Here is a 25,769-nt window from a genome sequence, read left to right on the forward strand (position 1 = left end):
AGATTAAGCGTGTGAAATTTACAGCACAACAAATAGCAGGGATTTTAGAAGGTGATGTGGAAGGGAATCCAGATGTTGAAGTTTCTAAATTATCAAAAATAGAAGAAGGATCAGAAGGTTCTTTAACATTTCTTTCAAATCCAAAGTACAATCATTTTATATATTCAACAAATGCTTCTATCACAATCGTTAATAAAACATTTAAACCTGAAAATGGTATTAAAACCACTCTTATAAAAGTAGATGATGCATACAAGGCTTTTTCAAAGGTATTAGAATATTACAACTCGGTAAAATTCAATAAACAAGGTATAGAACAGCCTTCTTTTATATCAGAGTCTTGTAAAAAAGGGGATGATATATACATAGGCGCTTTTTCTTATATTGGTGAAAATGTTTCCATTGGAAATAACGTGAAGGTCTTTCCGAATACTTATATCGGAGATAATGTGTCTATAGGTCATGATACCACTATTTTTTCCGGAGCTAAGATTTATGCCGATACTATTATCGGAAATAATTGTGTGATAAATTCTGGAGTCATTATTGGTGCAGATGGATTTGGTTTTGCACCCAATGATAATGGTACATACAGTAAGATACCTCAAATAGGAAATGTGGTTATTGAGGATAATGTTGATGTAGGAGCTGCAACCACCATTGATAGAGCCACTTTGGGTTCAACCATAATAAGACAAGGTGTTAAGTTAGACAATCAAATTCAAATAGCACATAACGTTGAAATCGGAAAAAATACTGTTATAGCCGCTCAAACAGGCGTTGCGGGATCTGCTAAAATTGGCGAAAATTGTCAAATAGGAGGGCAGGTAGGTATTGCGGGGCATATTACTATTGGAAATAACGTAAAAATACAGGCACAATCAGGAATTGGTAGAAGCATTAAGGATAATGAGATTATACAAGGGTCTCCTGCTTTTTCCATCATAGATTATAATAAATCCTATGTGCACTTTAAAAATTTGCCCAAAATTGTTAAAAATATTGATGATTTAGAAAAAAAAATAAATGGGAATAGTTAATACAGACATTAAACAAAAAACAATATCTAAAGACATATCTTTAACAGGTGTTGGTTTGCATACAGGGAAAAATGTAACCTTAACATTTAAGCCAGCTGTAGCAAATTTCGGATTAGCTTTTAAACGTGTTGATTTAGAAGGAACCCCTATAATTGAAGCCGATGCTAGTTATGTAACTAGCACACAACGTGGAACTTGTTTAGAGAAAAATGGTGTCACCATTCAAACCTCAGAACATGTGCTTGCCGCTTTAGTTGGGTTAGATGTTGATAATGTTATTATTGAATTAAATGCTTCTGAGCCTCCAATCATGGATGGATCTTCTAAGTTTTTTGTGGAAGCTATTGAAAATGCTGGGGTTATAGAACTAGATGCTTGCAGGGAAGAATATGTTATCACAGAGATTGTTTCTTATACAGATGAAGAAACAGGAAGTGAAATTTTAGTAATGCCATCCAAAGAATACCAAATCACCACAATGGTAGATTTTGGCACTAAAGTATTAGGTACGCAAAATGCTACTTTAAATCAGATTTCAGATTTTAAAAAAGATATTTCTAATTCTAGAACCTTTAGTTTTTTGCATGAAATAGAAATGTTGTTACAGCATGGATTGATAAAAGGAGGTGATTTGAACAACGCTATTGTTTATGTAGATAAACCTTTATCTCCTGAAACTATGGAGAAACTGAAAGTAGCTTTTAAAAAAGACTCTATTGCTGTAAAACCCAATGGTATATTGGATAATCTTACATTGCATTATCCTAATGAAGCTGCGAGACACAAACTTCTGGATGTCTTGGGGGATTTAGCCCTAATAGGTACTAGAATTAGAGGAAAAGTAATAGCCAATAAGCCAGGGCATTTTATTAACACACAGTTTGCTAAAAAGCTTTCAAAAATTATTAAAAACGAGAAACGCAATAATGTCCCTAATATAGATTTGAATCAACAACCATTAATGGATGTGAATCAAATTATGGCCATGTTGCCACACAGACAACCGTTTTTGTTAATAGATAAAGTTTTTGAACTTACGGATGATTATGTGATAGCTCAAAAAAATGTCACCATGAACGAATCTTTTTTCGCGGGTCATTTTCCAGGAGCCCCAGTAATGCCAGGAGTTTTAATTGTTGAAGCCATGGCGCAAACGGGTGGGATTTTAGTGTTAAATACTGTTCCAGACCCAGAAAATTATTTAACTTTTTTCATGAAAATGGATAATGTTAAATTTAAACAAAAAGTGGTGCCTGGCGATGTTTTAATATTTAAGTGTAGTTTAATAACATCCATACGTCGTGGGATATGTCATATGCAAGGTTATGCATATGCTAATGGAAAATTATGTGCCGAAGCAGAGCTTATGGCTCAAATATCTAAAGTGAAATAATTATTATATGTTTGCTAATATTTCAGAACTTAAACAAAATTAATAAATGAATCAACCTCTAGCATACGTGCACCCAGGTGCAAAAATTGCAAAAAACGTTGTTATTGAGCCTTTTACGACCATTCATAATAATGTAAAAATAGGAGATGGTACTTGGATTGGTAGTAATGTAACTATTATGGAAGGTGCTAGAATTGGAAAAAACTGTAATATTTTCCCAGGCGCTATCATATCTGCGATTCCTCAGGATTTAAAATATAATGATGAAGATACAACTGTTGAAATAGGGGATAATGTGACTATTCGTGAATGTGTCACTATCAACCGAGGTACTTCAGACAGAATGAAAACCGTTATTGGAGATAATTGTTTGATAATGGCTTATTGTCACATTGCCCATGATTGCATTGTTGGTAACAATTGTATTTTTTCAAATAACACCACTTTGGCAGGACACATAACTATTGGAGATTATGTTGTTTTAGCTGGTATGGTGGCTGTACACCAATTTTGTTCTGTAGGTAATCATGCGTTTGTAACGGGAGGCTCTTTGGTTAGAAAAGATGTTCCCCCATATGTAAAAGCAGCTCGCGAACCATTATCTTATGTTGGGATTAACTCAGTAGGGTTGCGAAGACGTGGATATACAACAGAAAAAATAAGGGAAATTCAGAATATTTTCAGAATTCTTTATCAAAAAAATTATAATAATACACAAGCTGCAGAAATTATTGAAGCAGAAATGGAAGCAACGCCAGAGCGCGATGAAATTCTTCAATTCATCAAAAATTCACATCGAGGTATTATGAAAGGATATTTTAAATCAAATTAAAAAGTAAAATCGTTTTTTGTGGAATTGTCCTTCCCACTTAACAACAATTGATTAAACAATAAACGACTGAATAGCATACAACTTAATAACAAAACAATAAAATGGCAACTACAAGCGATATTAGAAACGGATTATGCATCCGCTACAACAATGATATATATAAAATAATAGAATTTTTACACGTTAAACCAGGGAAAGGGCCAGCGTTTGTAAGAACAAAAATGAAAAGCGTTACTAACGGAAAAGTCTTGGATAATACCTTTTCTGCAGGTCATAAATTAGAAGATGTTCGTGTTGAAACCCATAAATTTCAATTTTTATATAATGATGGTGAATATTATCATTTTATGAATACAGAAGATTTTAGCCAAATACAATTACGTGAATCGGCACTCGATAGTCCTCAACTTATGAAAGAAGGCGAAGTGGTAACTGTCATTATCAATACGGAAGATAACATGCCTCTTTCCGTGGAAATGCCAGCAAGTGTTGTTTTAGAAGTAACTGCTACAGAGCCAGGTGTTAAAGGAAATACAGCTACAAACGCCACCAAACCTGCAACTGTTGAAACTGGTGCCATTATTAATGTGCCTCTATTTATTAATGAAGGAGACAAAATTAAAGTGGAAACTGAAAAAGGGACTTATAAAGAACGTGTAAAAGAGTAATAAGGCTTATTCGTTGATGCGTTTATCTGTTTAAACATCTCAACAATTAAACAACTAAACACCTCAATTTATAAATGAAATTCCCAAACCCCCATACTCTAAAGCAAATAGCTCAATTAATTGATTGCGAATTTGTTGGTGCTGATGATTTTATAGTTTTAGGCATGAATGAAATTCATGTGGTTGAAGCTGGTGACATCGTTTTCGTAGATCACCCAAAATATTATGACAAAGCGTTGCATTCTAAAGCAACCATTATTTTAATTAATAAGCAAGTGGAATGTCCCACAGGAAAAGCACTTCTTATTAGTGATGACCCATTTAGGGATTTTAATAAGCTAACCAATCATTTTAAGCCTTTTCAGTCTGCTAATAAATCCATTTCAGATTCCGCCATCATTGGAAAAAACACTGTAATTCAACCTAATTGTTTTATAGGGCATCATGTTACTATTGGAGATAATTGTATGATTCATTCAAATGTTAGTATTTATGATGGAGCTGTCATTGGAAATAATGTGACCATCCATGCAAATACAGTTTTAGGTGCTAATGCTTTTTATTACAAAAAACGGCCCGAAGGATTTGATAGATTGGTCTCTGGTGGTAGGGTAGTGATTGAAGATCATGTAGATATTGGTGCATCTTGTACCATCGATAGAGGTGTTACGGGTGATACGATAATTGGAGAAGGTTCAAAGTTGGACAATTTAATACAAATTGGTCATGATACTGTTATTGGAAAAAAATGTTTGATTGCATCTCAGGTAGGAATAGCCGGTTGTGTGGTTGTTGAAGATGAAGTGACCTTTTGGGGTCAAGTAGGTTGTACTAGTGGAGTGACTATTGGGAAAAAAGCTGTTGTCCATGCACAGGCAGGTATTAGTAAATCGCTGGAAGGACATAAAACCTATTGGGGAACACCGGCGCAAGAAGCTAGAACTGAATTAAAAGAAATGGCATCTATCAAACAGATTCCTGATATTTTAAATGAAATCAAAAAAAATAACAAAAATTAAACGTATAACTAACCACAATAAAGTATTTTTGCACTGCTTTATTTAAAAATTAAATAATATAGAATGAGTGTTTTAGTAAATAAAAATTCAAAAATAATAGTACAAGGATTTACAGGTAGCGAAGGAACATTTCATGCAAGTCAAATGATTGAGTATGGAACCAATGTGGTTGGTGGTGTCACCCCAGGTAAAGGTGGTCAAATGCATTTAGATAGACCTGTTTTTGATACAGTTGCAGAAGCTGTGGAAAAAGCTGGAGCAGATACAACCATTATTTTTGTGCCGCCAGCTTTTGCAGCCGATGCCATTATGGAAGCTGCTGATGCAGGTATTAAAGTTATTATTACTATTACAGAAGGTATTCCTGTGGCAGATATGATTACTGCCGCAGATTATATTAAAGATAAAGATTGTCGTTTAATCGGCCCTAACTGTCCGGGAGTTATTACTCCTGGAGAGGCCAAAGTAGGGATTATGCCAGGGTTTGTATTCAAAAAAGGAAATGTAGGTATTGTTTCTAAATCTGGAACTTTAACTTACGAAGCAGCAGATCAAGTTGTAAAACAAGGACTAGGAATTACGACTGCTATTGGTATTGGTGGTGATCCCATTATAGGAACGACGACCAAACAAGCCGTTGAGTTATTAATAAACGATCCAGAAACTGAAGCTGTTGTTATGATTGGCGAAATAGGAGGTCAGTTAGAAGCAGATGCTGCTCATTGGTACAAAGCGAGTGGTAGTAAAAAACCAATTATAGGGTTTATTGCTGGTGAAACGGCTCCAGCTGGTCGTACCATGGGGCATGCTGGTGCTATTGTTGGAGGTAGTGATGATACAGCGCAAGCTAAAAAGAAAATCATGAGAGCATGTGGCATACATGTAGTAGATTCTCCTGCTGAAATTGGTAAAAAAGTAGCCGAGGTTTTAGCTTAAAACGATTTATACAGATTAAAAACCTCACAGTATTTTGTGAGGTTTTTTTATTTGATACAATTTGTAATTACTATATTTGAAAAACAACTTTTTTATATAACTAAATGAAACATCCATTCCTAAAATCAATTTGTCTACAGGAATGATTATATGGATGTTACATATGAAAACTAAAAAAAATATAAAACCAGAATGAAATTATTAGAAGGAAAAACAGCTATTATAACGGGTGCAAGTAGAGGCATAGGTAGAGGAATTGCTCAAGTATTTGCTGAACAAGGTGCCAATATCGCATTTACATACAGTGCTTCTGTTGAAGCAGCCAATGAATTGGAAAAAGAATTAAATGCCTTAGGTGTAAAAGCGAAAGGTTATAAAAGTAATGCGGCTAATTTTGATGAAGCTCAAAAATTAGCAGATGATGTGGTATCTGAATTCGGGAGTATTGACGTATTAGTCAATAATGCAGGTATTACCAAAGATAACCTATTAATGCGTATTAGTGAAGAAGATTTTGATTCCGTTATTGAAGTTAATTTAAAATCGGTTTTTAATATGACAAAAGCGGTTCAAAGAACCATGTTGAAACAACGTAAAGGCTCCATTATTAATATGAGTTCTGTAGTTGGTGTTAAAGGAAATGCAGGTCAAACTAACTATGCTGCGTCAAAAGCAGGAATTATTGGGTTCTCAAAATCCGTGGCTTTAGAATTAGGTTCTAGAAATATAAGAAGTAATGTGATTGCCCCTGGCTTTATTGAAACGGAGATGACTGCCAAACTTGATGAAAATATTGTTAAAGGATGGAGAGACGGAATCCCTTTAAAACGTGGAGGAACTCCTGAAGATGTAGCCAATGCTTGTGTGTTCTTAGCAAGCGATATGAGTGCTTACATTACAGGACAAACACTCAATGTTGATGGTGGAATGTTAACATAAATTAGGTAAAAACTTTAATGAGTTCTATAACTCTTATATTTATCATACTTGCAGGAATATTAGCGCTATTATTAGCGCTTTTTCAGTATTGGAATACATCGAAAAGAAAATCCAAACTCACTTGGATGTTTGTTTTTTTAAGATTTACGACCATTTTTTCTATTTTATTATTGATAATCAACCCTAAGTTTGAGCATGTTGAATTTTATAAGGAAAAGCCAAATTTGTTAGTGGCTGTTGATAATTCAAGTTCAGTAAAAGACTTAAAGCAAGATAAAAACACCTTAAGATTAGTGGAGTCATTAACCCAGAATACCGAATTAAATAATAAATTTAATTTGGAGTTTTATTCTTTTGGTGATGATCTGAATTCGGAAGATTTTTTGGTTTTTAATAAGCAACAGACTAATATTAGTAACGCTATCAATCAGTTATCTCAAATTTATAAAGAATCTATTTCGCCAACTATTTTAATTACAGATGGTAATCAAACTTATGGAAGTGATTATGAATTTAGTTCCGAATTATATAAGCAACCTATTTATCCTATCATTTTAGGAGATACCATTACGTATACCGATTTAAAAATTCAGCAGTTAAACGTTAATAAATATGCTTTTCTAAAAAACAGCTTTCCTATTGAAGTCTTTTTAGTTTATAATGGAAACAGTAATGTTAATTCCCAATTTATTGTTACCAATGGTAATGCTACGCTTTATTCACAGTCCATTACTTTTTCAAAAAATAACAATTCTAAGGTTATTAATTTTACATTACCTGCAAATAGTGTTGGGGTAAGTGTATACAAAGCAACACTTGTCCCTTTAGATAATGAAAAGAATATTGTAAACAATACAAAAAACTTTGCGGTAGAAGTTATTGATCAAAAAACAAAAGTAGCCTTAATTAGTGACTTTTTACATCCTGATTTAGGGGTTATAAAAAAGAGTATTGAAAGTAATGAGCAACGAGACGTTACGATATTAAAATCAAGCGAATCTTTAAATCAAATTAATGATTTTCAATTATTTATATTATACCAGCCAAATAATAAGTTTAATCAGTTATTTGATATTTTAAATAAGGAGAACAAGAACAGTATGGTCATTGTTGGTACAAAAACAGATTTGAATTTTTTAAATACTATCAGCTCTAATTACGACCAACAAATAACAAATCAAACCGAAGATTACCAAGCTGAACGAAACTTAAATTATTCACCTTTTATAATAGATGACATTGATTTTGAGTCTTTTCCGCCATTAAAATCAAATTATGGAGAAATAACTTTTTCGATTCCTTTTGAAACGATTCTGTATAAAAAATTTAACAATATTCCTACAAAAGAACCATTATTAGTGACTTTTGAGAATAGTGGTAGGAGAGAAGCTGTTTTGTTTGGAGAAAATATTTGGCAATGGCGCGCCCAAAGTTATTTAAATACCAAGTCTTTTAATGGTTTCGATAATTTTATGGGGAAATTGGTTCAATATTTAGCATCCAACAAAAAGAGAAACCGGTTAAATGTTGATTCCGAATCATTTTATAATGGTTCAGGTAACATTATCATTAAGGCACAGTTTTTCGATAAAAATTTTGAGTTTGATGCTAGAGAAACCCTTACCATCACGGTAAAAGATAAGATATCAAATGAAGAAAAAAGCTTCCCGTTCATATTGAAAAACAATAATTATCAAGTAGACTTAAGTAATTTAAAACCCTCTGAATATACTTTTAAAGTTTTTGCTAAAAATGAAAATATATCGCAATCTGGTAATTTTCAAATCTTGGAATACGACGTAGAGCAGCAATTCTTAAATGCCGACGTAACAAAACTAGAGCGTTTAGCCACTCATAGTGGAGGGGCAAGTTATTTTATTAATACTACCAATAGTTTAGTGAATGATTTATTAAAAGACACTCGTTTTGTAGCCATCCAAAAAAGTAATAAAAATACCGTACCTTTGATAGATTGGAAATATCTACTCTTCCTAATAGCCTTAACTCTTGCTATTGAATGGTTTTTAAGGAAATATAACGGATTAATATAAACTAAATATATAATGGAAAGATTACCAAAAATTGCAATACCTGCTATCATAGCAGCGATTATCCTTATTATTATACTAGCAAAATCTGCAGTAACTATAGATTCAGGTGAAGCTGGAGTACTGTTTCAGACTTTCGGTGAAGGTGTGGTAACCGATGAACCCCCAATGGGTGAAGGCTTTCACTTAGTAGCACCTTGGAATAAAGTATTTATCTATGAAGTTCGTCAACAAGAAATACTTGAAAAAATGAATGTTCTGTCTTCTAATGGATTGGATATTAAATTAGAAGCTTCCGTTTGGTTTCAACCAGATTTTAAAAATTTAGGAAAATTACACCAAGAAAAAAGTGAAATGTATAAAGAACGTGTGTTACTTCCTGCTATACGTTCCGCTGCACGTAGTGTTGTTGGTCGTTACACACCAGAACAATTGTATTCAAGCAAAAGAGACGCTATACAACAAGAGATTTTTGAAGAAACAAAAAAAATAGTTGAATCACAGTATATTCAATTAAATGAAGTCTTGGTGAGGGATGTAACATTGCCTTCCACCATCAAAGATGCCATTGAACGTAAACTAAAACAAGAACAAGAATCATTAGAATATGAATTTAGATTAGTGACCGCATCAAAAGAAGCTGAAAAAGTGATCATTGAAGCAGAAGGGAAAGCAGAATCTAACAGAATATTAAGTGCTTCTTTAACAGATAAAATTTTACAGGACAAAGGAATTGATGCCACTATGAAACTGGCAGAATCACCCAATAGTAAAGTTATAGTGATTGGTGCAGGCGATAGTGGTTTGCCCGTAATTTTAGGGAATCAATAAAAACAAACTTTTAAAGACATTATAAAACTGAGTGATTCATTTTAATTGCTCAGTTTTTTATTTAAGTGTAAAAACGTTTGAGATAATTTTCAATTCTTCATCTTTCATTGAAGAAGTCTTTTTCAATTTTTCAATAAAAACGGCAACTTCTTCTTTTGATGCAGGACATCCTAAATTCTGTCCATTGTTATCAAAACTATCCGTTAGTAAATGACCCTCGGTATCAAAAATTAACCAAAAAGGAATCCCGCTTTTATCTCCTTTATATTTAGTTAATAATTCCTGAGCTCCAGGATTTTCAAGTTTTTTATTTTCCGCAGACTCTTGAACCGTTAAATGCTCAATCACAAAATGATCATCAAAGAAGCTTTTACAAGCCACATCATTCATCCCAGCATCCATTTTTTTGCACCAACCACACCATGAGGCATGAAACATTACAAATACATTTTTGTTTTCAATTTTGGCTTTTTCGGTAGCTCTTTTTAAAATTATATCGGCTGGTTCTTGTGCAAAAGCAAAATCTATAACCATGAAAAAGACTATTAAAGAAATGATTCTGAATTTAAATTTCATATATTTTATTCTAGAAGGATTATTTTGTGAAAATATTTAATTTTATTCATTTTATAATAAATAAACCATAATATTATAAATTTAAATACAAAAACTTTTAATTATAAATATATATTTTAGATATTTGCTTCAAATTAAAACAAAAATGATTTTTATTCAATTACATCATCACCATTTTCAAATTTGCACTCAAGCGAACTGAAAATGTATTGAATAAATTCAACATATTTTATAAACCCGTTTGAGACAATCAAGCGGGTTTTTTAATTTTAATGCCAACTAGATTGTTTCAAACTCATAAAAACAAGACAATGAGTAAATTAAGAATTGCAGTTCAAAAAGCGGGTCGTTTACACGACGAATCCATGGACATTTTAAAAGACATCGGTGTTTATATCGATAACGGAAAAGATCAATTAAAAGCATCTGCTAAAGGGTTTCCTGTAGAAGTGTTTTATTTAAGAAATGGTGATATTCCACAATATCTTAAAGATGGCGTTGTTGATGCCGCTATCATAGGTGAAAATATTTTGATAGAAAAAGGGGAAGGTATCACCATTGCTGAAAAATTAGGGTTTTCAACATGTAAAGTATGTATTGCCGTACCTAAATCTTCTAAATATACTAGTATTAAAGATTTAGAAGGCAAGCGTATTGCAACGTCTTATCCAAATACCGTTCAAAACTATTTAGATAAGAATGGCATTACTGCCAATTTGCATATTATTAATGGCTCTGTAGAAATTGCCCCAAATATCGGACTTGCAGATGCTATTTGTGATATTGTGTCTAGTGGAAGCACCTTGTTTAAAAACAATTTAAAAGAGGTTGAAACGATTTTAAAATCGGAAGCGGTTTTAGCAGTATCTCCAGTTTTAAGTGAAGAAAAACAAGCTATTTTAGATACCATTCAATTCAGAATTCAATCGGTTTTAAAAGGACGGCAATCAAAGTATATTCTTTTGAACGCTCCTAACGATAAAATTCAAGATATCATAAACGTGCTACCAGGCATGAAAAGCCCAACGGTTTTACCATTAGCAGAAGCAGGCTGGAGTTCTGTACATTCTGTAATAAGTAAAAACGAATTTTGGAATGTCATTGACGAGTTGAAAAAAAATGGGGCACAAGGCATTTTGGTTTGTCCTATAGAGAAAATGGTTTTATAATCCTAGTCCAGTGAACTCAGAGTTTAAAATAGAATTGATTTCATACAAAAAAATGGAAACCATTCTTCCATTAGTAATTTTACTTAATGAGGGTAGATTCGAATACCAAATTTTAAAAAAACGTCTTGCTGATATGTTAGCTATGGGTAATTATCAATGCATAGGTGTTTATCGCGACATGGAATTAATAGGGATTTCTGGTTTCTGGGTACTAAATAAGTTGTATGCAGGCAAACATATAGAACCAGACAATGTGTATGTTAAACCAGAATATCGTAGTAAAGGCATTGGTGAATTGATGATGAACTGGTTGGCTGAATATGGAAAACAGCTGGGTTGTGAAGGATTGGAAGTTAATTGTTACGCTAAAAATATTAAAGGGAAAAAGTTTTGGGAATCGCAAGGCTTTGATGCACTAGGATATCATATGATTAAAAAATTTTAAGGAATTTTAAAATGAATAAAATATACAATCCAGAAAGAAATACTTGGGGAGACATATTAAAAAGACCGACCCAAACGGTGGATGATATTGAAACGACCGTAATATCTGTTTTCAATGAAGTCCGAGATGAAGGAGATGAAGCCATAAAAAAATATACCGAACGTTTTGATTGGGTAACATTAGATTCAAATATAGTAACTCTTGAAGAACTTCAAGGTGCAGCACTATTGATTTCTGATGCATTAAAAAACGCTATTGACCTAGCAAAGTTAAATATTATTGCCTTTCACTCAGCTCAAAAAACAAAAGGGATTAAATTAGAAACTACAAATGGTGTGACCTGTTGGCAAGAAAAACGTCCCATTGAAAAAGTAGGTTTATATATTCCTGGAGGCACAGCTCCTTTATTTTCAACGGTTTTAATGTTGGCAATTCCAGCACAAATTGCAGGCTGTAAAGAGATTGTATTATGTTCACCTCCTAATAAAGAAGGTAAAATAGCCTCAGAGATTTTATACGCTGCACAATTATGTGGCGTGACCAAAATCATTAAAGTAGGCGGTATTCAAGCCATTGCTGGTTTAACATTTGGGACAGAAACAATTCCTAAAGTGTATAAAATTTTCGGACCAGGAAATCAGTTTGTCACCGTTGCAAAGCAATTAGCTACAAAATACGGTGTGGCTATCGATATGCCAGCGGGCCCCAGTGAATTATTGGTAGTTGCCGATGAGACTGCCAATGCTGCTTATGTGGCCTCCGATTTATTAAGTCAAGCAGAGCACGGATCAGATAGTCAGGTTATTTTGGTATCGACATCAAAAAAACTAATTGATTCTGTATCTAACGAGGTTGAAAGTCAGTTACAGCTACTGCCACGTAAAGCGATTGCTGAAAAATCCATTGCAAATTCAAAATTGATTTATGTTGAAAACGATACATTAGCTTTGGAAATGATAAATGAATATGGTCCAGAACATTTTATTATTTGTACTGAAAATGAAGATTATTATATAAATAGTATTGCCAATGCTGGGTCTGTTTTTATTGGAAATTTTACTCCAGAGAGTGCAGGTGATTATGCTTCTGGAACGAACCATACATTGCCAACCAACGGCTTTTCTAAAGCGTATTCAGGAGTCAATTTAGATAGTTTTTTAAAGAGCATGACCTTCCAAAAAATATCAGAAGAAGGATTGAAAAATATTGGAAATGCCATTGAGTTGATGGCAGAAGCGGAAGGATTACAAGCTCATAAAAATGCAGTTTCAATACGATTAAAGGATTTAAAATAAATTTGTTATTCCTGTAAAGGTAGGAATCTCATGAACTTAGTTCATAAATGATTATGAAAATAAATTTTGACATAAATAATATAATAAGACCAACCATAAAGGCATTAAAACCATATTCCTCTGCAAGAGATGAGTTTCAAGGTGTGCCAGCCGATATGGTATTTTTAGATGCCAATGAAAACCCGTTTGAAAATGGCGTGAATCGTTATCCAGATCCACAACAAGGAAAATTGAAAGCTATATTATCTGAGATTAAAGGGGTGTCTTCAAAAAACATCCTTTTAGGAAATGGTAGTGACGAAGTTTTAGATTTGATTTTTAGAGCCTTTTGCGAACCCAATCAAGACAATGTCATCATTTTACCGCCTACCTACGGTATGTATGAAGTGTTGGCAAATTTAAATGCCATCGATATTATTAAAGTTGATTTAGATGAAACCTTTCAACCAAAAGTTGATGACATTTTAGCGGCAGGAAATACTAAGAGTAAAATCTTATTCATTTGTTCGCCCAATAATCCGACGGCAAACAGTTTTGAAAGTGAAAACATAGAAAAACTGATTAAAAATTTCAATGGGTTAGTGGTTATTGATGAAGCTTATATCGATTTTTCAAACGAAGCGAGTTGGTTGAGTAAATTGGATGAGTTTCCGAATTTAGTTATCACACAAACCCTATCTAAAGCTTATGCCATGGCGGGGATTCGCTTAGGTCTTTGTTTTGCTTCCGCAGAAATTATTTCAGTTTTAAACACCATCAAGCCGCCATATAATATCAATGAGTTGACACAAAAAAAGGCTATGGAATTATTAAGCATCAAAGATCTGGCAAAAAATCAAATCCAGGATATTTTAAAGGAACGAATCCTTTTGATGGAAGCACTTAAAAATGTTACTTTCGTTTCAAAAATATATCCATCTGATGCCAATTTTATTTTGGCTAAAGTAGATGATGCCAATAAGCGCTATAGTCAGCTTGTGGAAAAAGGGATTGTGATTAGAAATAGAACGACTCAGGTGGGTTGCGAAAACTGTTTGAGGTTTACAGTTGGAACTCCAGAAGAGAATAAGAAATTAATAAAAACCCTTTTATCAATTCAGAATTAGGAACTTTTTATTGAAGGAGAATTATCATGAATGAAAAAGTATATTGTTACATATTAACAAACCAATCCGAAATTAGAGACATTAATATTAAATTAAAAAGGTCCTGGAAATAAATTCAGGACCTATAACAAAAGTTATATGAAAAAAGTATTATTCATAGACAGAGATGGCACCATAATTAAAGAAACTTCTGATGAGCAAATTGATGCTTTTGAAAAGTTAGAGTTTTACCCTAAAGTATTTCAATATTTAAGCAAAATTGCTAAAGAATTGGATTATGAAATTGTTATGATTACCAATCAAGATGGTTTGGGGACATCTTCTTTTCCTGAAAACACCTTTTGGCCAGTACATAATTTCATAATAAAATGTTTTGAAGATGAAGGCATTGTTTTTAAAGAACAATTTATTGATAGAACTTTTGCAAAAGATAATGCACCGACGAGAAAACCCAATACGGGTTTATTGACTAAGTATTTTTCTGAGGATTATGATTTAGAAAATTCTTTTGTAATAGGGGATAGGCTAACAGATATAGAATTGGCTAAAAATTTAGGGGCTAAAGGCATTTTTATAAATGATAATACCCATTTAGGAACTAATGAAATCACTGTTAAACGGGAAGAATTAGATACATATATTGCTTTAGAAACTAACGATTGGAGTAAAATATACGGATTTTTAAAAGCTGATGATAGGTCTGGTGGCATTATAAGAAACACCAATGAAACTAAAATCGCCATTCAAGTAAATCTGGATGGGACTGGAAAAAGTAAAATAGATACGGGCATTGCTTTTTTTGACCATATGTTGGATCAAATTGCGCGTCACGGACAAATAGATTTAAATATCAAAGTGGATGGCGATTTAGAAGTAGATGAGCACCATACCATTGAAGATACCGCCATTGCTTTAGGAGAATTGTTTCACAATGTGTTAGGTAATAAATTAGGCATTGAACGTTATGGTTTCTGCTTGCCAATGGACGATTGTTTAGCACAAGCGGCTATTGATTTTGGTGGTAGAAACTGGTTGGTTTGGGAAGCCGATTTTAAACGTGAAATGGTTGGAAAAATGCCAACGGAAATGTTTTATCATTTCTTTAAATCGTTTACCGATGGTGCTAAATGTAACCTTAATATTAAAGCAGAAGGTACTAATGAGCACCACAAAATAGAAGCTATTTTTAAAGCCTTTGCAAAAGCTTTTAAAATGGCGGTGAAGCGTGATATTGATAAAATGATTTTACCATCAACAAAAGGAATGCTTTAGTCTATGGTTTATAGTTTTTGGTTGTTGGTTTTGCCAACAACTAATAACCAACAACTAACAACAAAAAATGAAATTAGTCATAATAAATTACGGTGCTGGAAATATTAAAAGTATTCAATTTGCTTTTAAACGCTTGGGGATTGATGCAATTTTATCCAACAATGCAGAAGAGATTCTAGCTGCTGATAAAATCATATTTCCTGGAGTTGGTGAAGCTAGTACAGCTATGAGCATGCTAAAAGAAAGTGGCTTGGATCTTTTAATCCCTACCTTAAAACAACCTGTTTTAGGGATTTGTTTGGGGATGCAATTACTTTGCAATTCAACCGAAGAAGGTCATACAAAAGGCTTAGGGATTTTTAATACAGATGTAAAACGGTTTTCAAACGATGTGAAAGTTCCACAAATGGGTTGGAATGTTATAAAAGATTTAAAATCAGAGTTGTTTACTGGAATTAAAGAAGGTGAATACATGTATTTGGTTCACAGCTATTATGCAGAACATTGTCCGCAAACCATCGCTAAAACAGATTACGGAATCAATTATGCATCTGCTTTGCAACACGATAATTTTTATGGAGTGCAATTCCATCCAGAAAAAAGCAGCCTTGCAGGAGAGAAAATATTAGAGAACTTCCTAAAGTTAAATATTAAAAGTTAAATATTAGAAGTAGTTTGAAGAACGAATTAATATATAGAACAAAACAATTTGCTTTAGATTGTTGGCAGTTTTGTTTTAAAGTACCAAAATCAAGAGAATATAACGCCTTTGTAAATCAATTGATTCGTTGTTCAAGCTCTGTTGGTGCTAATTATAGAGCTTCACAGCGAGCCAAATCTACTTTAGATTTCATTAATAAACTGAAAATCGTTGAGGAAGAGGTTGATGAAAGTGTCTATTGGTTGGAAATTTTCAATGAGGTTTTGCCTGAATTTTCAGAAGAAATTTTAAAACTTCAAAAAGAAGGCAAAGAATTATTAGCAATTACTGTAGCTTCTATTAATACAGCAAAAAAGAATAATAAACATAAATCAAATGGTTGATGGTTAGTTACTTCTAACTTTTAACTTTTAATATTTAATATTGAAAATGAGAATCATACCAGCCATAGACATCATAGACGGGAAATGTGTTCGATTAACAAAGGGCGATTACGACACCAAAAAAATATATAATGAAAATCCATTGGAGGTTGCCAAAATGTTTGAAGCTTCTGGGATTGAATATTTACATTTAGTAGATTTAGATGGTGCCAAAGCACAGCACATTGTGAATTTTAAAGTATTGGAGCAAATTTCAACAAAAACCAGTTTGAAAATTGATTTTGGTGGTGGTTTAAAAACCAACGAAGATTTGCATATCGCTTTTAATTCTGGAGCAAAACAAATTACAGGTGGTAGTATTGCTATTAAAGATCCCAAAACATTTGAAGGTTGGATTTCTAAATATGGCAGTGAAAAAATCATTTTGGGAGCCGATAGTAATAATGGTAAAATCGCCATTAGTGGTTGGCAAGAAGATAGTATAGAAGATGTGATTCCATTTATTAAAGCCTATCAGAAAAAAGGTATTCAATATGTTATTTGTACCGATATCGCTAAAGATGGTATGCTAGAAGGGCCGTCTTTTGATTTGTATAGCCAAATTATTGAAGCATGTACAAATAGTAGTACTGGACAATCTGTCAAACTTATTGCTTCAGGCGGGATTTCAATTATTGATGAATTACCAAAACTTAAGGCATTAGGTTGTGAAGGAGTTATTATTGGAAAAGCGATTTATGAAAACAGAATCAGCTTAAAAGAATTAGAAAAATTTGTATAACAAACGTTTAAAAGTGAAATTTTAAAAGCAGCCAACTTTTAACTTTAACTTTTAGCTTTTAACTTTGAAAGATGTTAACAAAACGAATCATCCCTTGTTTAGATATTAAAAACGGACGTACTGTTAAAGGTGTTAATTTTGTGGATTTGCGTGATGCGGGCGACCCCGTTGAATTGGCAAAACAATATGCGGATATTGGTGCAGACGAATTGGTGTTTTTAGATATTTCTGCCACTTTAGAAGGACGTGCTACGACTTTGGATATGGTGATGCATGTGGCGGAGCAAGTTAATATTCCGTTTACGGTTGGCGGCGGTATTTCATCCATTGAACATGTGGATGATTTATTGAAATATGGTGCCGATAAAGTATCTATCAATTCATCTGCAGTGAAACGCCCCGAATTGGTTAACGAGCTTTCCAATAAATTTGGAAGTCAGTGTATTGTGGTGGCTATTGACGCAAAACAGATTGATGGCAACTGGAAAGTACATTTAGCAGGCGGAAGTATTCCAACCGATATTGATTTGTTTGAATGGGCAAAAGAAGTGGAACAACGGGGTGCCGGGGAAATTTTATTTACTTCGATGGATCATGATGGAACAAAAAATGGCTTTGCTAATGAAGCATTGGCTAAATTATCAAGGGAGTTGAATATTCCAATCATTGCTTCCGGCGGTGCTGGAAATGTGCAACATTTCATTGATACCTTTAAGGAAGGTAAAGCCGATGCTGCTTTAGCAGCCAGTGTATTTCATTTTGGTGAAATTCCCATTCCAGAATTAAAAAGAGCATTAAAAAATAATAATATAGAAGTTAGATTGTAATCGTCATTACGAGGAAGAAATGACGAAGTGATTCATTAAATTAAAGCTAAACATTAAACAGATTGCCAGATCACAACAAGCGATTAGCAATGACAAGATAAATTATGACTATTAAATACGACGCACACGGATTAGTTCCAGCCATCATTCAAGATGTCAAAACAAAAAGGGTTTTGATGCTGGGCTACATGAATGAAGACGCTTATAAAAAAACCATAGAAACCAAACAAGTTACCTTTTTTAGTAGAAGTAAGCAACGTTTATGGACAAAAGGAGAAGAAAGTGGTCATTTTTTAAATCTTGTGGATATAAAAAATGACTGTGATAATGACACACTTTTGATTCAAGTAAATCCAGTCGGTTCCACCTGTCATACAGGAACCGATACCTGTTGGGGAGAAGCAAATTCTGAAAGTTATGGATTCTTATCCCAGCTTGAAGAGGTTATTAAGAGCAGAAAAGAGAATGCTGACTCTGAAACCTCTTATGTAGCATCTTTATTCAAAAAAGGCATCAATAAAATCGCTCAAAAAGTAGGCGAGGAGGCTGTTGAAACCGTTATCGAAGCGATGGATACTAAGGATGATTTGTTTTTATATGAATCCGCAGATTTATTATTTCACTATTTAATCTTACTTCAAGCTAAAGGCTTTACCTTAAGTGATATTGTAAAAGAATTAAAAGGCAGGCACAAATAATTCTAAAACAAAACTGATGCAACGAACCAAACAATCTATTTTAGTGCTTTTTGCATTGTTTTTGTTTTCATGTATAGCTTTTTCACAAGAAGAAAAAACGCTATCTGTTACAAAAGAAAACGGATTGTTAGAGGTTAAAAATCATAATCAAACCCTTTTCGGGTATCAATATGGTGTTTTATATCCGCCAAAAGGCGTTGACTCTGTTTATAAACGCAGTGGTTTTTTCCATCCCATCAATACGTTAAAGGGGCACAGACTAACAAGAATTCATCCAGAAGACCATTACCACCATTTTGGTATGTGGAATCCTTGGACAAAAACCATGTTTGAAGGTGATACGCTCGATTTTTGGAATATTGGAGATAAAAAAGCAACCGTTCGCCATGCAGAATTCAAGTATGTTAAAACAACAGAGGACTTTGTCGAGTTTCAAGTTCTACATGAACATGTTGTTTTAAAAAACAATAAAAACAAAGTAGCCCTAAACGAAATACAAACTGTAAAAGTTTACAATCCAAAGGATGCTTATTACATTATAGATTTACAATTTGATTATAGTTGCGCTACAGAAGAAGAGTTTAAAATCCTAGCATATCGCTATCAAGGATTGTCTTTAAGAGCTACTGAAGCTTGGAATGATGCTAATAGTACCGTACTAACTTCTGAAGGAAAGACCAGAAAAGATGCTGATAACACCATGGCTAAGTGGATGCTTTGCCAAGGAAAGTTAGGTACTGATTCAGGAGGTTTTATCCTATTATCCCATTCTCAAAATTATAATCATCCAGAACCTATTCGTGTTTGGCCCATTGGAGAACACAAAGGTTCTGTTTTTGTTAATTTTTCGCCTACTAAAACCAAAGATTGGTTGTTTGAACCTAATAAAACCTATACTTTAAAATATCGACTGATTATTTTTGATGGTGAATTTTCACCGCAACAAGCAGAAGCATTTTGGAATAATTACACCAAGTAATGGTTCGCAATTTGCCACAATAAATCTCAATGAAATCATTTTTTTACCTTATAAACATTCAATATTTAGGCTATCGTTTTCACGGATGGCAAAAGCAACCTGATGTGAAAACATTACATCTGATGGTTGACCGAACTTTAAATTTTATTTTGGAAGGAAAACCTTTTAAAAGTTTGGGTTCTGGTAGAACGGATGCCATGGTGTCTGCGGAATGTGCTGCTTTTGAATTATTTTTAGAAGAACCCATAGAAGATTTAATTGTTTTTTTGAAACTGTTCAATCATAATTTACCACAAGATATTAGAGCTGTAAATATTCAAGAAGTCGATAAAAAATTCAATATCATTAAACACTCTAAAATCAAGGAATACATCTATTTATTCACGTATGGGGAAAAATGCCATCCGTTTTGTGCGCCTATTATGACTACCATTCTTGAAAATTTAGATATAGAGCTGATGAAACAAGGGGCCAAACTTTTCGAGGGGGAGCATTACTTTAAAGCCTATTGCTTTAGAGCAACTGACAATGGTATCTATAACCGAGAGATTTTAACATGCGAATTGGTCGAGAATACCATTTACACGGCTAATTACTTTCCAAAAAAATCCTATATTTTAAGAGTAAGAGGCAAGGGGTTTATGCGTAACCAAATTCGCTTGATGATGGGGACTTTGATTGATTTAGGAAAGGGTAATGTATCACTAGAAGATATTAAAAACAGTTTACTTCCAGAAAATAGTATTAAAATGAATTACATCGCTCCGGCTTCCGGCTTAATTCTTAACAATATAGAGTTTGATTAATCTCATATAATCTATCATATTGCATATGTGAGAATTATACAAAGAATTCACAAAACTCTATAACATACCAAGTCTACAAGTTGGTTACTTTTACTTCATATTAATAATTAAAAACTTTTAAGATGAGACATGTAATTTATATCTGTTTATTCCTGTTTACAGGAACTGTTTTTGCACAAGAAAAACCAAAAGAAGTAAAAGAAGAAGTAGAAGTAAAAACTATAAAAATAAAAGACAACGAAAAAACGACCGAAAACAAAGTTAAAGTCGTCACAAGAGAAACGAATGACATTGAGCTAAATGAAAATGATAAAAATAAAACCAATCAAGAGCGCATACCTACAGCTACAAAAGTTGAAAAATTGACTTATATAGATAATGATGGAGGTGACTCTTATGATGTTTTAACTAAAGAAACATCCTATAAAATGGCCGATGGAAACTATGTGTTTTCTCCAAGCGATAACGGATTTGAAATGTCACATAGTATGGATAACAATCAGTCTGAAAAAATTGGTAAATCATGGGCTGCTAGTATTAAAGGTTATTATATTGTAGACGGGACTTCACATTCTGGTATTGGTTATTTCGACAAAAATGGGAATTTTGTAACCGAATATTATAATAAAGACACCAAACAAGTTGAAATTAAAACGTATTTAAGAAAGTAAACTAAAATAACAATTCAAAGTATTAAAAGTCCTGTTTTTAACAGGACTTTTTGTATTTTAGAACCTTATTTATTTTAATAATTATGACTCCAACGGTATCCCAAGACGCTTTAGACTTTTTTAAAAAATTAGAGCAAAATAATAATCGAGATTGGTTCAATGACCATAAAACTGAATTTAAAGCCATTGAATCTGATATTAAAAAAGTATATCAAGCTGTTTTGGAAAATTTAAAAAAGCATGATGATATTGATGGTTTGAAAATGTTCCGGATTTATAGAGATGTACGCTTTTCTAAAAATAAAGCTCCCTACAAGACACATTTTGGAGGTTCTTTTCATAGAACAAAACCAAAGCTTAGAGGTGGTTATTATCTTCATATTCAGCCTAATAATGAAAGCTTTATAGCAACTGGGTTTTGGGAGCCAGTACCAGCAGATTTATTGAGAATCCGAAAAGAATTTGAAATGGACGATCAAGAAATCCGTAGCATAATTAGTGATAATATGTTTAAAGCCATTTGGGGAGATTTTGTGGGTGATGAAGTAAAATCAGCTCCTAAAGGCTTTAATAAAGACCACAAAGCCATCGATTTAATAAAAAAGAAGCAGTATATTTTCACGAAAAAATATACAGACAAACAAGTCTTAAGCCCTGATTTTTTAAAAGATATCGACTTGTCATTTAAAGCCATTCGCCCATATTTTGATTATATGAGCGATGTGCTTACTACCGATTTGAATGGGGAGTCTATTATATAATCTCGTTGATTACGTATTTATTTTTATTAAACTCGAAACTAGAGTTAACGGGCTTATTAATCAGTAATTGGCCAATGGGGGAATTGACTGAAATAGCATAATAATCATGGTTATCAATAGTTATTTTACCGATGCTAGTTGAAATATAAAAACTCATCACGTTAGTTTTTACAATACTACCAATAATAGCTTCTTTGCTTTCTACATTGGTTTTTATTTGTTTTAAATAGTCTTTCGTATTTCGGGCATCATTTAAATAGCCCATATTTTTTTCTAAATCATTCAATAATTTGCCATGACCTGAATCATCATCTTCAGAGTTGCCTTTGTCATTGCTGGCAATAGATTCTTTTATTAATTGAATTTCATTTTTGTAATCATTAATGCGTTTATCAACGTATTCATTACATACTTCTAATAGTCTTTGTTTTGTATTCATTAAAGTTTAAACGGCTTTTAGCACTTCGGGTTTCTCAAAAAGAATAATGTTGCTGATCAAGCGTTCTTTTACAAGATGCATCATTCGCTTATTTAAGGCAGATGAGTTTTGAATATAAATTAAATATTCTTCAACCGTAAACATACCTATAATAATGCCTTTTAGGGAATTACGAAATTTCATGTCTTTGTTAATGGCGTTTTCGATGTAAATTAAACGCTTTTCCAAAGATAAACCATAAAATACACATTTATGTTTTTCAACATAATTTTTAAAAACTTCAACCAATAAATCGTTTTGTAACTTGGCAATGGGACGTAACACTAAATTCTGAAAACGCTCGTCACTGCTCATGTTATCGTTAAGGGTGTCAGTAGAAATTTCTGGTCGAATACTATTTAAACTAAGTTGTCTTGAGGTCATGATTTAAAGAGTTTTAATAAAATTATGGATTTATAAACCTTGAAAAATGCTGGAACTTATTACTTGTTAACTAGGTTATTAACAATTAATATTTTTATATTTAATTTTAATTATAATATGCCAATAATATGAAATTTGGAAGTACAGACAATCCCGAAAACATAGACTTTACATTGCCGCCAGACCATCTTGAAACAAAAAGGATTTTAAATAGATTTAAAGATGATACGATTCCTGAAATCTATGTGGGCTGTGCCAAATGGAATAAAGCTGACTTAAAAGGGTTTTATCCAAAAGGAACCAAAGATGAGTTAGTTTATTATTCAAGTCAGTTTAATTCCATTGAATTGAATGCCACATTTTATAGAATTTTCCCTGCAGAACAATTTGCTAATTGGTATGATAAAACACCAAAAGGTTTTAAATTTTTCCCAAAGTTAAATCAAGAAATAAGTCATTGGAAACGCTTGCAAGATGTAAAAGAGGTTGTTGAAAATTATTTATATAATGCCTCAAACTTAAAAGAAAAATTAGGGACCATATTTTTACAAATGCATGATAATTTTTCTCCAAAAGATTTTAATCGAGTGGTGAATTTCGTGGAATCTTGGCCTAAGGATATTGCTTTGGCTGTAGAATTTAGACATACCAATTGGTATAATGATGCATCGGTAGCAAATGATTTGTATAGCCTTTTGGAAACTAATAACATCTCTAATGTGATCGTTGATAGCGCGGGAAGAAGGGATATTATGCACATGAGATTAACCAATGCTACTGCTTTTGTGCGTTATGTGGGTGCTAATCATGAAAGTGATTATAACCGCTTAGATGATTGGATAGAACGCTTGAAGGTTTGGAAAGAGGAAGGTATTAAAGAAATAGACTTTTTTATTCATCAAAATATTGAAAAAGAATCTCCTTTGCTATCAACTTATTTTATTAAAAAACTGAATTCAGAATTGGGGTATTCTTTAAAAATACCAAACGAAGATTCACAAGTAAAATTATTATAGAATCAGCTGATTTTACAGCTTAGTGAAATACAGAACCATTTGTTAAAACCAAACAGGGAGGTGTTATATATAGACTTAAATACATTAACCTGTTTTGGATTTGAAATTTAATAAGTGATTATCATATTCTATTGCATTAAATCTAAAAAAAATACTATCTATTGGTTATTTTATAAAAATATAATAAAATGAATCTTATAGTTTTAAAACTCTTCAATAAAATAGAGTTTTTCGTAAATTTGCTGTCCAAAATAGCTGAAATAATACCTTTTTAAGTATTAATTAAGGCTATAATTCTAAAATTAAAATATTATATGAGTAAAACATTGTTTGACAAAGTGTGGGATTCGCATGTTGTAAGAAAGATTGAAGGAGGACCAGATGTGTTTTTTATTGATAGACACTTTATACATGAAGTAACCAGTCCTGTAGCCTTTTTAGGTCTAAAAAGTAGAGGGTTAAGCGTTTTATATCCAGAGCGTACATTTGCTACGGCAGATCATAATACACCAACAATAAATCAGCATTTACCTGTTGAAGATCCGTTATCAGCCAATCAATTAAAAGCACTTGAAGATAACTCTAACGAATATGGCATTAGCCATTGGGGATTGGGGCATCAAAAAAATGGTATTGTACATGTTGTAGGCCCAGAAAACGGGATAACATTTCCTGGTGCGACTATTGTTTGCGGTGATTCGCATACATCTACACACGGAGCTTTCGGCGCTATAGCTTTTGGTATTGGAACGTCTGAAGTGGAAATGGTATTGTCTACGCAATGTATCATGCAGCCAAAACCTAAAAAGATGCGCATCAATGTGAATGGGAACCTAAGTAAAGGGGTGACTCCTAAAGATGTGGCATTATATATTATTTCTCAATTAACAACCTCTGGTGCTACCGGCTATTTTGTTGAATATGCTGGAGATGTTTTTGAAAATATGACCATGGAAGGTCGTATGACGGTTTGTAACTTATCAATTGAGATGGGTGCTCGTGGTGGTATGATTGCTCCAGACGAAACCACTTTTGCTTACTTAAAAGGAAAACCGTTATCCCTTAAAGGGGATGCTTGGGATAAAGCAGTCGCGTATTGGAAAACGTTGAAAACTGACGCTGATGCAACCTTTGATAAAGAATTAACATTCAATGCTAGCGATATAGAGCCTATGATTACCTACGGAACGAATCCAGGTATGGGTATGGGTATTTCTAAACACATTCCAAATGCAGAGGCTGTTGAAGGTGGTGTTGCTACTTATAAAAAATCATTGGAATATATGGGCTATCATGAAGATGATGCCATGATTGGTAAGCCTGTAGATTATGTGTTTTTAGGAAGTTGCACCAATGGTAGAATTGAAGACTTTAGAGCATTTGCTTCTATTGTTAAAGGACGTAAAAAAGCAGATAACGTAACTGCTTGGTTAGTTCCTGGATCTCATGAAGTGGAGGCATTAATTAAGGAAGAAGGTATTTTGGATATCATTACCAAAGCGGGGTTTGAATTGAGACAACCTGGTTGTTCTGCTTGTTTGGCGATGAATGATGATAAAGTACCAGCTGGGAAATATGCGGTAAGTACTTCTAACAGAAACTTTGAAGGTCGTCAAGGTCCTGGTTCAAGAACTTTATTGGCGAGTCCGTTAGTGGCTGCTGCTGCTGCTGTTACTGGTGTGGTTACAGACCCAAGAGATTTATTATAATCATTGATTTATAAACAAATTAACGATTAAACAAAAAACATAACAA

28 protein-coding genes are annotated in these 25,769 nt (G+C 33.1%); 25 read left to right on the plus strand and 3 right to left on the minus strand.

Translation table 11 applies throughout. From position 1 onward, the window contains the following. Positions 1 to 11: 11 nt before the first annotated feature. The 9 genes from lpxD (at position 12) to DKT72_RS02255 (ending at position 9,706) form a co-directional block, all read left to right on the plus strand. A complete protein-coding gene (lpxD, locus tag DKT72_RS02215; RefSeq protein WP_111307097.1) occupies positions 12 to 1,040 on the plus strand; it encodes a UDP-3-O-(3-hydroxymyristoyl)glucosamine N-acyltransferase in 1,029 nt (342 codons plus the stop codon). Further along, the gene (locus DKT72_RS02220; RefSeq protein ID WP_111307098.1) at positions 1,027 to 2,433 is read left to right on the plus strand and encodes a bifunctional UDP-3-O-[3-hydroxymyristoyl] N-acetylglucosamine deacetylase/3-hydroxyacyl-ACP dehydratase; all 1,407 of its coding nucleotides are present in this window, start codon (positions 1,027 to 1,029) and stop codon (positions 2,431 to 2,433) included. Before lpxD ends, DKT72_RS02220 begins: the two co-directional genes overlap by 14 nt. Before the next feature lie 46 nt (positions 2,434 to 2,479). Then, positions 2,480 to 3,265 (plus strand): acyl-ACP--UDP-N-acetylglucosamine O-acyltransferase, encoded by a 786-nt coding sequence (gene lpxA, locus DKT72_RS02225; protein WP_111307099.1) that lies wholly within the window; start codon positions 2,480 to 2,482, stop codon positions 3,263 to 3,265. Between the two features lie 101 nt (positions 3,266 to 3,366). Further along, positions 3,367 to 3,933, plus strand: coding sequence for an elongation factor P (gene efp, locus DKT72_RS02230; protein ID WP_111307100.1), 567 nt, complete (start codon positions 3,367 to 3,369; stop codon positions 3,931 to 3,933). Positions 3,934 to 4,007: 74 nt separating this feature from the next. After that, on the plus strand, positions 4,008 to 4,952 hold the full coding sequence (locus tag DKT72_RS02235; protein WP_111307101.1) for a UDP-3-O-(3-hydroxymyristoyl)glucosamine N-acyltransferase: 945 nt from the start codon (positions 4,008 to 4,010) through the stop codon (positions 4,950 to 4,952). Positions 4,953 to 5,015: 63 nt separating this feature from the next. Then, positions 5,016 to 5,888 (plus strand): succinate--CoA ligase subunit alpha, encoded by an 873-nt coding sequence (sucD, locus tag DKT72_RS02240; RefSeq protein ID WP_111307102.1) that lies wholly within the window; start codon positions 5,016 to 5,018, stop codon positions 5,886 to 5,888. A gap of 192 nt (positions 5,889 to 6,080) precedes the next feature. Continuing rightward, complete coding sequence (fabG, locus tag DKT72_RS02245) at positions 6,081 to 6,827, plus strand: 3-oxoacyl-[acyl-carrier-protein] reductase (protein WP_111307103.1); 747 nt, start codon at positions 6,081 to 6,083, stop codon at positions 6,825 to 6,827. 17 nt (positions 6,828 to 6,844) lie between these two features. After that, on the plus strand, positions 6,845 to 8,878 hold the full coding sequence (locus tag DKT72_RS02250) for a VWA domain-containing protein (RefSeq protein ID WP_111307104.1): 2,034 nt from the start codon (positions 6,845 to 6,847) through the stop codon (positions 8,876 to 8,878). 12 nt (positions 8,879 to 8,890) lie between these two features. Beyond that, positions 8,891 to 9,706: a prohibitin family protein gene (locus DKT72_RS02255; RefSeq protein ID WP_111307105.1), complete on the plus strand. Its 816-nt coding sequence runs from the start codon at positions 8,891 to 8,893 to the stop codon at positions 9,704 to 9,706. A 57-nt stretch (positions 9,707 to 9,763) separates the two neighbouring features. On the opposite strand, the gene DKT72_RS02260 is transcribed toward DKT72_RS02255, so the two are convergent. Further along, the gene (locus DKT72_RS02260) at positions 9,764 to 10,282 is read right to left on the minus strand and encodes a thioredoxin family protein (RefSeq protein ID WP_111307106.1); all 519 of its coding nucleotides are present in this window, start codon (positions 10,280 to 10,282) and stop codon (positions 9,764 to 9,766) included. 311 nt (positions 10,283 to 10,593) lie between these two features. Here DKT72_RS02260 and hisG point away from each other — a divergent pair, with 311 nt between their 5' ends. The 14 genes from hisG (at position 10,594) to DKT72_RS02330 (ending at position 22,136) form a co-directional block, all read left to right on the plus strand. Continuing rightward, positions 10,594 to 11,451, plus strand: coding sequence for an ATP phosphoribosyltransferase (gene hisG, locus DKT72_RS02265; protein ID WP_111307324.1), 858 nt, complete (start codon positions 10,594 to 10,596; stop codon positions 11,449 to 11,451). Between the two features lie 52 nt (positions 11,452 to 11,503). Beyond that, the gene (locus tag DKT72_RS02270; RefSeq protein WP_235841583.1) at positions 11,504 to 11,896 is read left to right on the plus strand and encodes a GNAT family N-acetyltransferase; all 393 of its coding nucleotides are present in this window, start codon (positions 11,504 to 11,506) and stop codon (positions 11,894 to 11,896) included. A gap of 11 nt (positions 11,897 to 11,907) precedes the next feature. Beyond that, on the plus strand, positions 11,908 to 13,191 hold the full coding sequence (gene hisD, locus DKT72_RS02275) for a histidinol dehydrogenase (protein WP_111307108.1): 1,284 nt from the start codon (positions 11,908 to 11,910) through the stop codon (positions 13,189 to 13,191). Between the two features lie 53 nt (positions 13,192 to 13,244). Continuing rightward, entirely contained in the window at positions 13,245 to 14,297 is a 1,053-nt protein-coding gene (gene hisC / locus DKT72_RS02280) for a histidinol-phosphate transaminase (RefSeq protein WP_111307109.1), read from the plus strand. Positions 14,298 to 14,435: 138 nt separating this feature from the next. Continuing rightward, on the plus strand, positions 14,436 to 15,569 hold the full coding sequence (hisB, locus tag DKT72_RS02285) for a bifunctional histidinol-phosphatase/imidazoleglycerol-phosphate dehydratase HisB (protein ID WP_111307110.1): 1,134 nt from the start codon (positions 14,436 to 14,438) through the stop codon (positions 15,567 to 15,569). Positions 15,570 to 15,636: 67 nt separating this feature from the next. Then, positions 15,637 to 16,230, plus strand: coding sequence for an imidazole glycerol phosphate synthase subunit HisH (hisH, locus tag DKT72_RS02290; RefSeq protein ID WP_111307111.1), 594 nt, complete (start codon positions 15,637 to 15,639; stop codon positions 16,228 to 16,230). 14 nt (positions 16,231 to 16,244) lie between these two features. Continuing rightward, on the plus strand, positions 16,245 to 16,613 hold the full coding sequence (locus tag DKT72_RS02295) for a four helix bundle protein (RefSeq protein WP_111307112.1): 369 nt from the start codon (positions 16,245 to 16,247) through the stop codon (positions 16,611 to 16,613). A gap of 46 nt (positions 16,614 to 16,659) precedes the next feature. Next, positions 16,660 to 17,394, plus strand: coding sequence for a 1-(5-phosphoribosyl)-5-[(5-phosphoribosylamino)methylideneamino]imidazole-4-carboxamide isomerase (hisA, locus tag DKT72_RS02300; RefSeq protein WP_111307113.1), 735 nt, complete (start codon positions 16,660 to 16,662; stop codon positions 17,392 to 17,394). A gap of 71 nt (positions 17,395 to 17,465) precedes the next feature. Next, positions 17,466 to 18,221 (plus strand): imidazole glycerol phosphate synthase subunit HisF, encoded by a 756-nt coding sequence (hisF, locus tag DKT72_RS02305; RefSeq protein ID WP_111307114.1) that lies wholly within the window; start codon positions 17,466 to 17,468, stop codon positions 18,219 to 18,221. A 104-nt stretch (positions 18,222 to 18,325) separates the two neighbouring features. After that, positions 18,326 to 18,919, plus strand: a complete 594-nt coding sequence (gene hisIE, locus DKT72_RS02310) for a bifunctional phosphoribosyl-AMP cyclohydrolase/phosphoribosyl-ATP diphosphatase HisIE (RefSeq protein ID WP_111307115.1) — start codon at positions 18,326 to 18,328, stop codon at positions 18,917 to 18,919. A 16-nt stretch (positions 18,920 to 18,935) separates the two neighbouring features. After that, complete coding sequence (locus tag DKT72_RS02315) at positions 18,936 to 19,898, plus strand: DUF6807 domain-containing protein (RefSeq protein WP_111307116.1); 963 nt, start codon at positions 18,936 to 18,938, stop codon at positions 19,896 to 19,898. A gap of 29 nt (positions 19,899 to 19,927) precedes the next feature. Then, the gene (locus tag DKT72_RS02320) at positions 19,928 to 20,704 is read left to right on the plus strand and encodes a tRNA pseudouridine synthase A (protein WP_111307117.1); all 777 of its coding nucleotides are present in this window, start codon (positions 19,928 to 19,930) and stop codon (positions 20,702 to 20,704) included. A 122-nt stretch (positions 20,705 to 20,826) separates the two neighbouring features. After that, on the plus strand, positions 20,827 to 21,375 hold the full coding sequence (locus DKT72_RS02325) for a hypothetical protein (protein WP_111307118.1): 549 nt from the start codon (positions 20,827 to 20,829) through the stop codon (positions 21,373 to 21,375). Positions 21,376 to 21,458: 83 nt separating this feature from the next. Next, positions 21,459 to 22,136, plus strand: coding sequence for a DUF2461 domain-containing protein (locus DKT72_RS02330; protein WP_111307119.1), 678 nt, complete (start codon positions 21,459 to 21,461; stop codon positions 22,134 to 22,136). On the opposite strand, the gene DKT72_RS02335 is transcribed toward DKT72_RS02330, so the two are convergent. Both DKT72_RS02335 and DKT72_RS02340 read right to left on the minus strand, forming a co-directional pair. Then, on the minus strand, positions 22,129 to 22,575 hold the full coding sequence (locus DKT72_RS02335) for a hypothetical protein (protein ID WP_111307120.1): 447 nt from the start codon (positions 22,573 to 22,575) through the stop codon (positions 22,129 to 22,131). The two genes, DKT72_RS02330 and DKT72_RS02335, sit on opposite strands and share 8 nt — an antisense overlap. Positions 22,576 to 22,581: 6 nt before the next feature. Continuing rightward, positions 22,582 to 22,998: a glyoxalase gene (locus DKT72_RS02340; RefSeq protein ID WP_111307121.1), complete on the minus strand. Its 417-nt coding sequence runs from the start codon at positions 22,996 to 22,998 to the stop codon at positions 22,582 to 22,584. Between the two features lie 128 nt (positions 22,999 to 23,126). Between DKT72_RS02340 and DKT72_RS02345 the strand changes: the two genes are divergently transcribed. Together DKT72_RS02345 and leuC are read left to right on the plus strand one after the other, a co-directional pair. Next, on the plus strand, positions 23,127 to 24,014 hold the full coding sequence (locus DKT72_RS02345; RefSeq protein WP_111307122.1) for a DUF72 domain-containing protein: 888 nt from the start codon (positions 23,127 to 23,129) through the stop codon (positions 24,012 to 24,014). A 314-nt stretch (positions 24,015 to 24,328) separates the two neighbouring features. Continuing rightward, complete coding sequence (gene leuC / locus DKT72_RS02350) at positions 24,329 to 25,723, plus strand: 3-isopropylmalate dehydratase large subunit (RefSeq protein ID WP_111307123.1); 1,395 nt, start codon at positions 24,329 to 24,331, stop codon at positions 25,721 to 25,723. The last annotated feature ends 46 nt before the right edge of the window (positions 25,724 to 25,769 follow it).

This window comes from Confluentibacter sediminis (assembly GCF_003258355.1).
Taxonomy (GTDB): domain Bacteria; phylum Bacteroidota; class Bacteroidia; order Flavobacteriales; family Flavobacteriaceae; genus Confluentibacter; species Confluentibacter sediminis.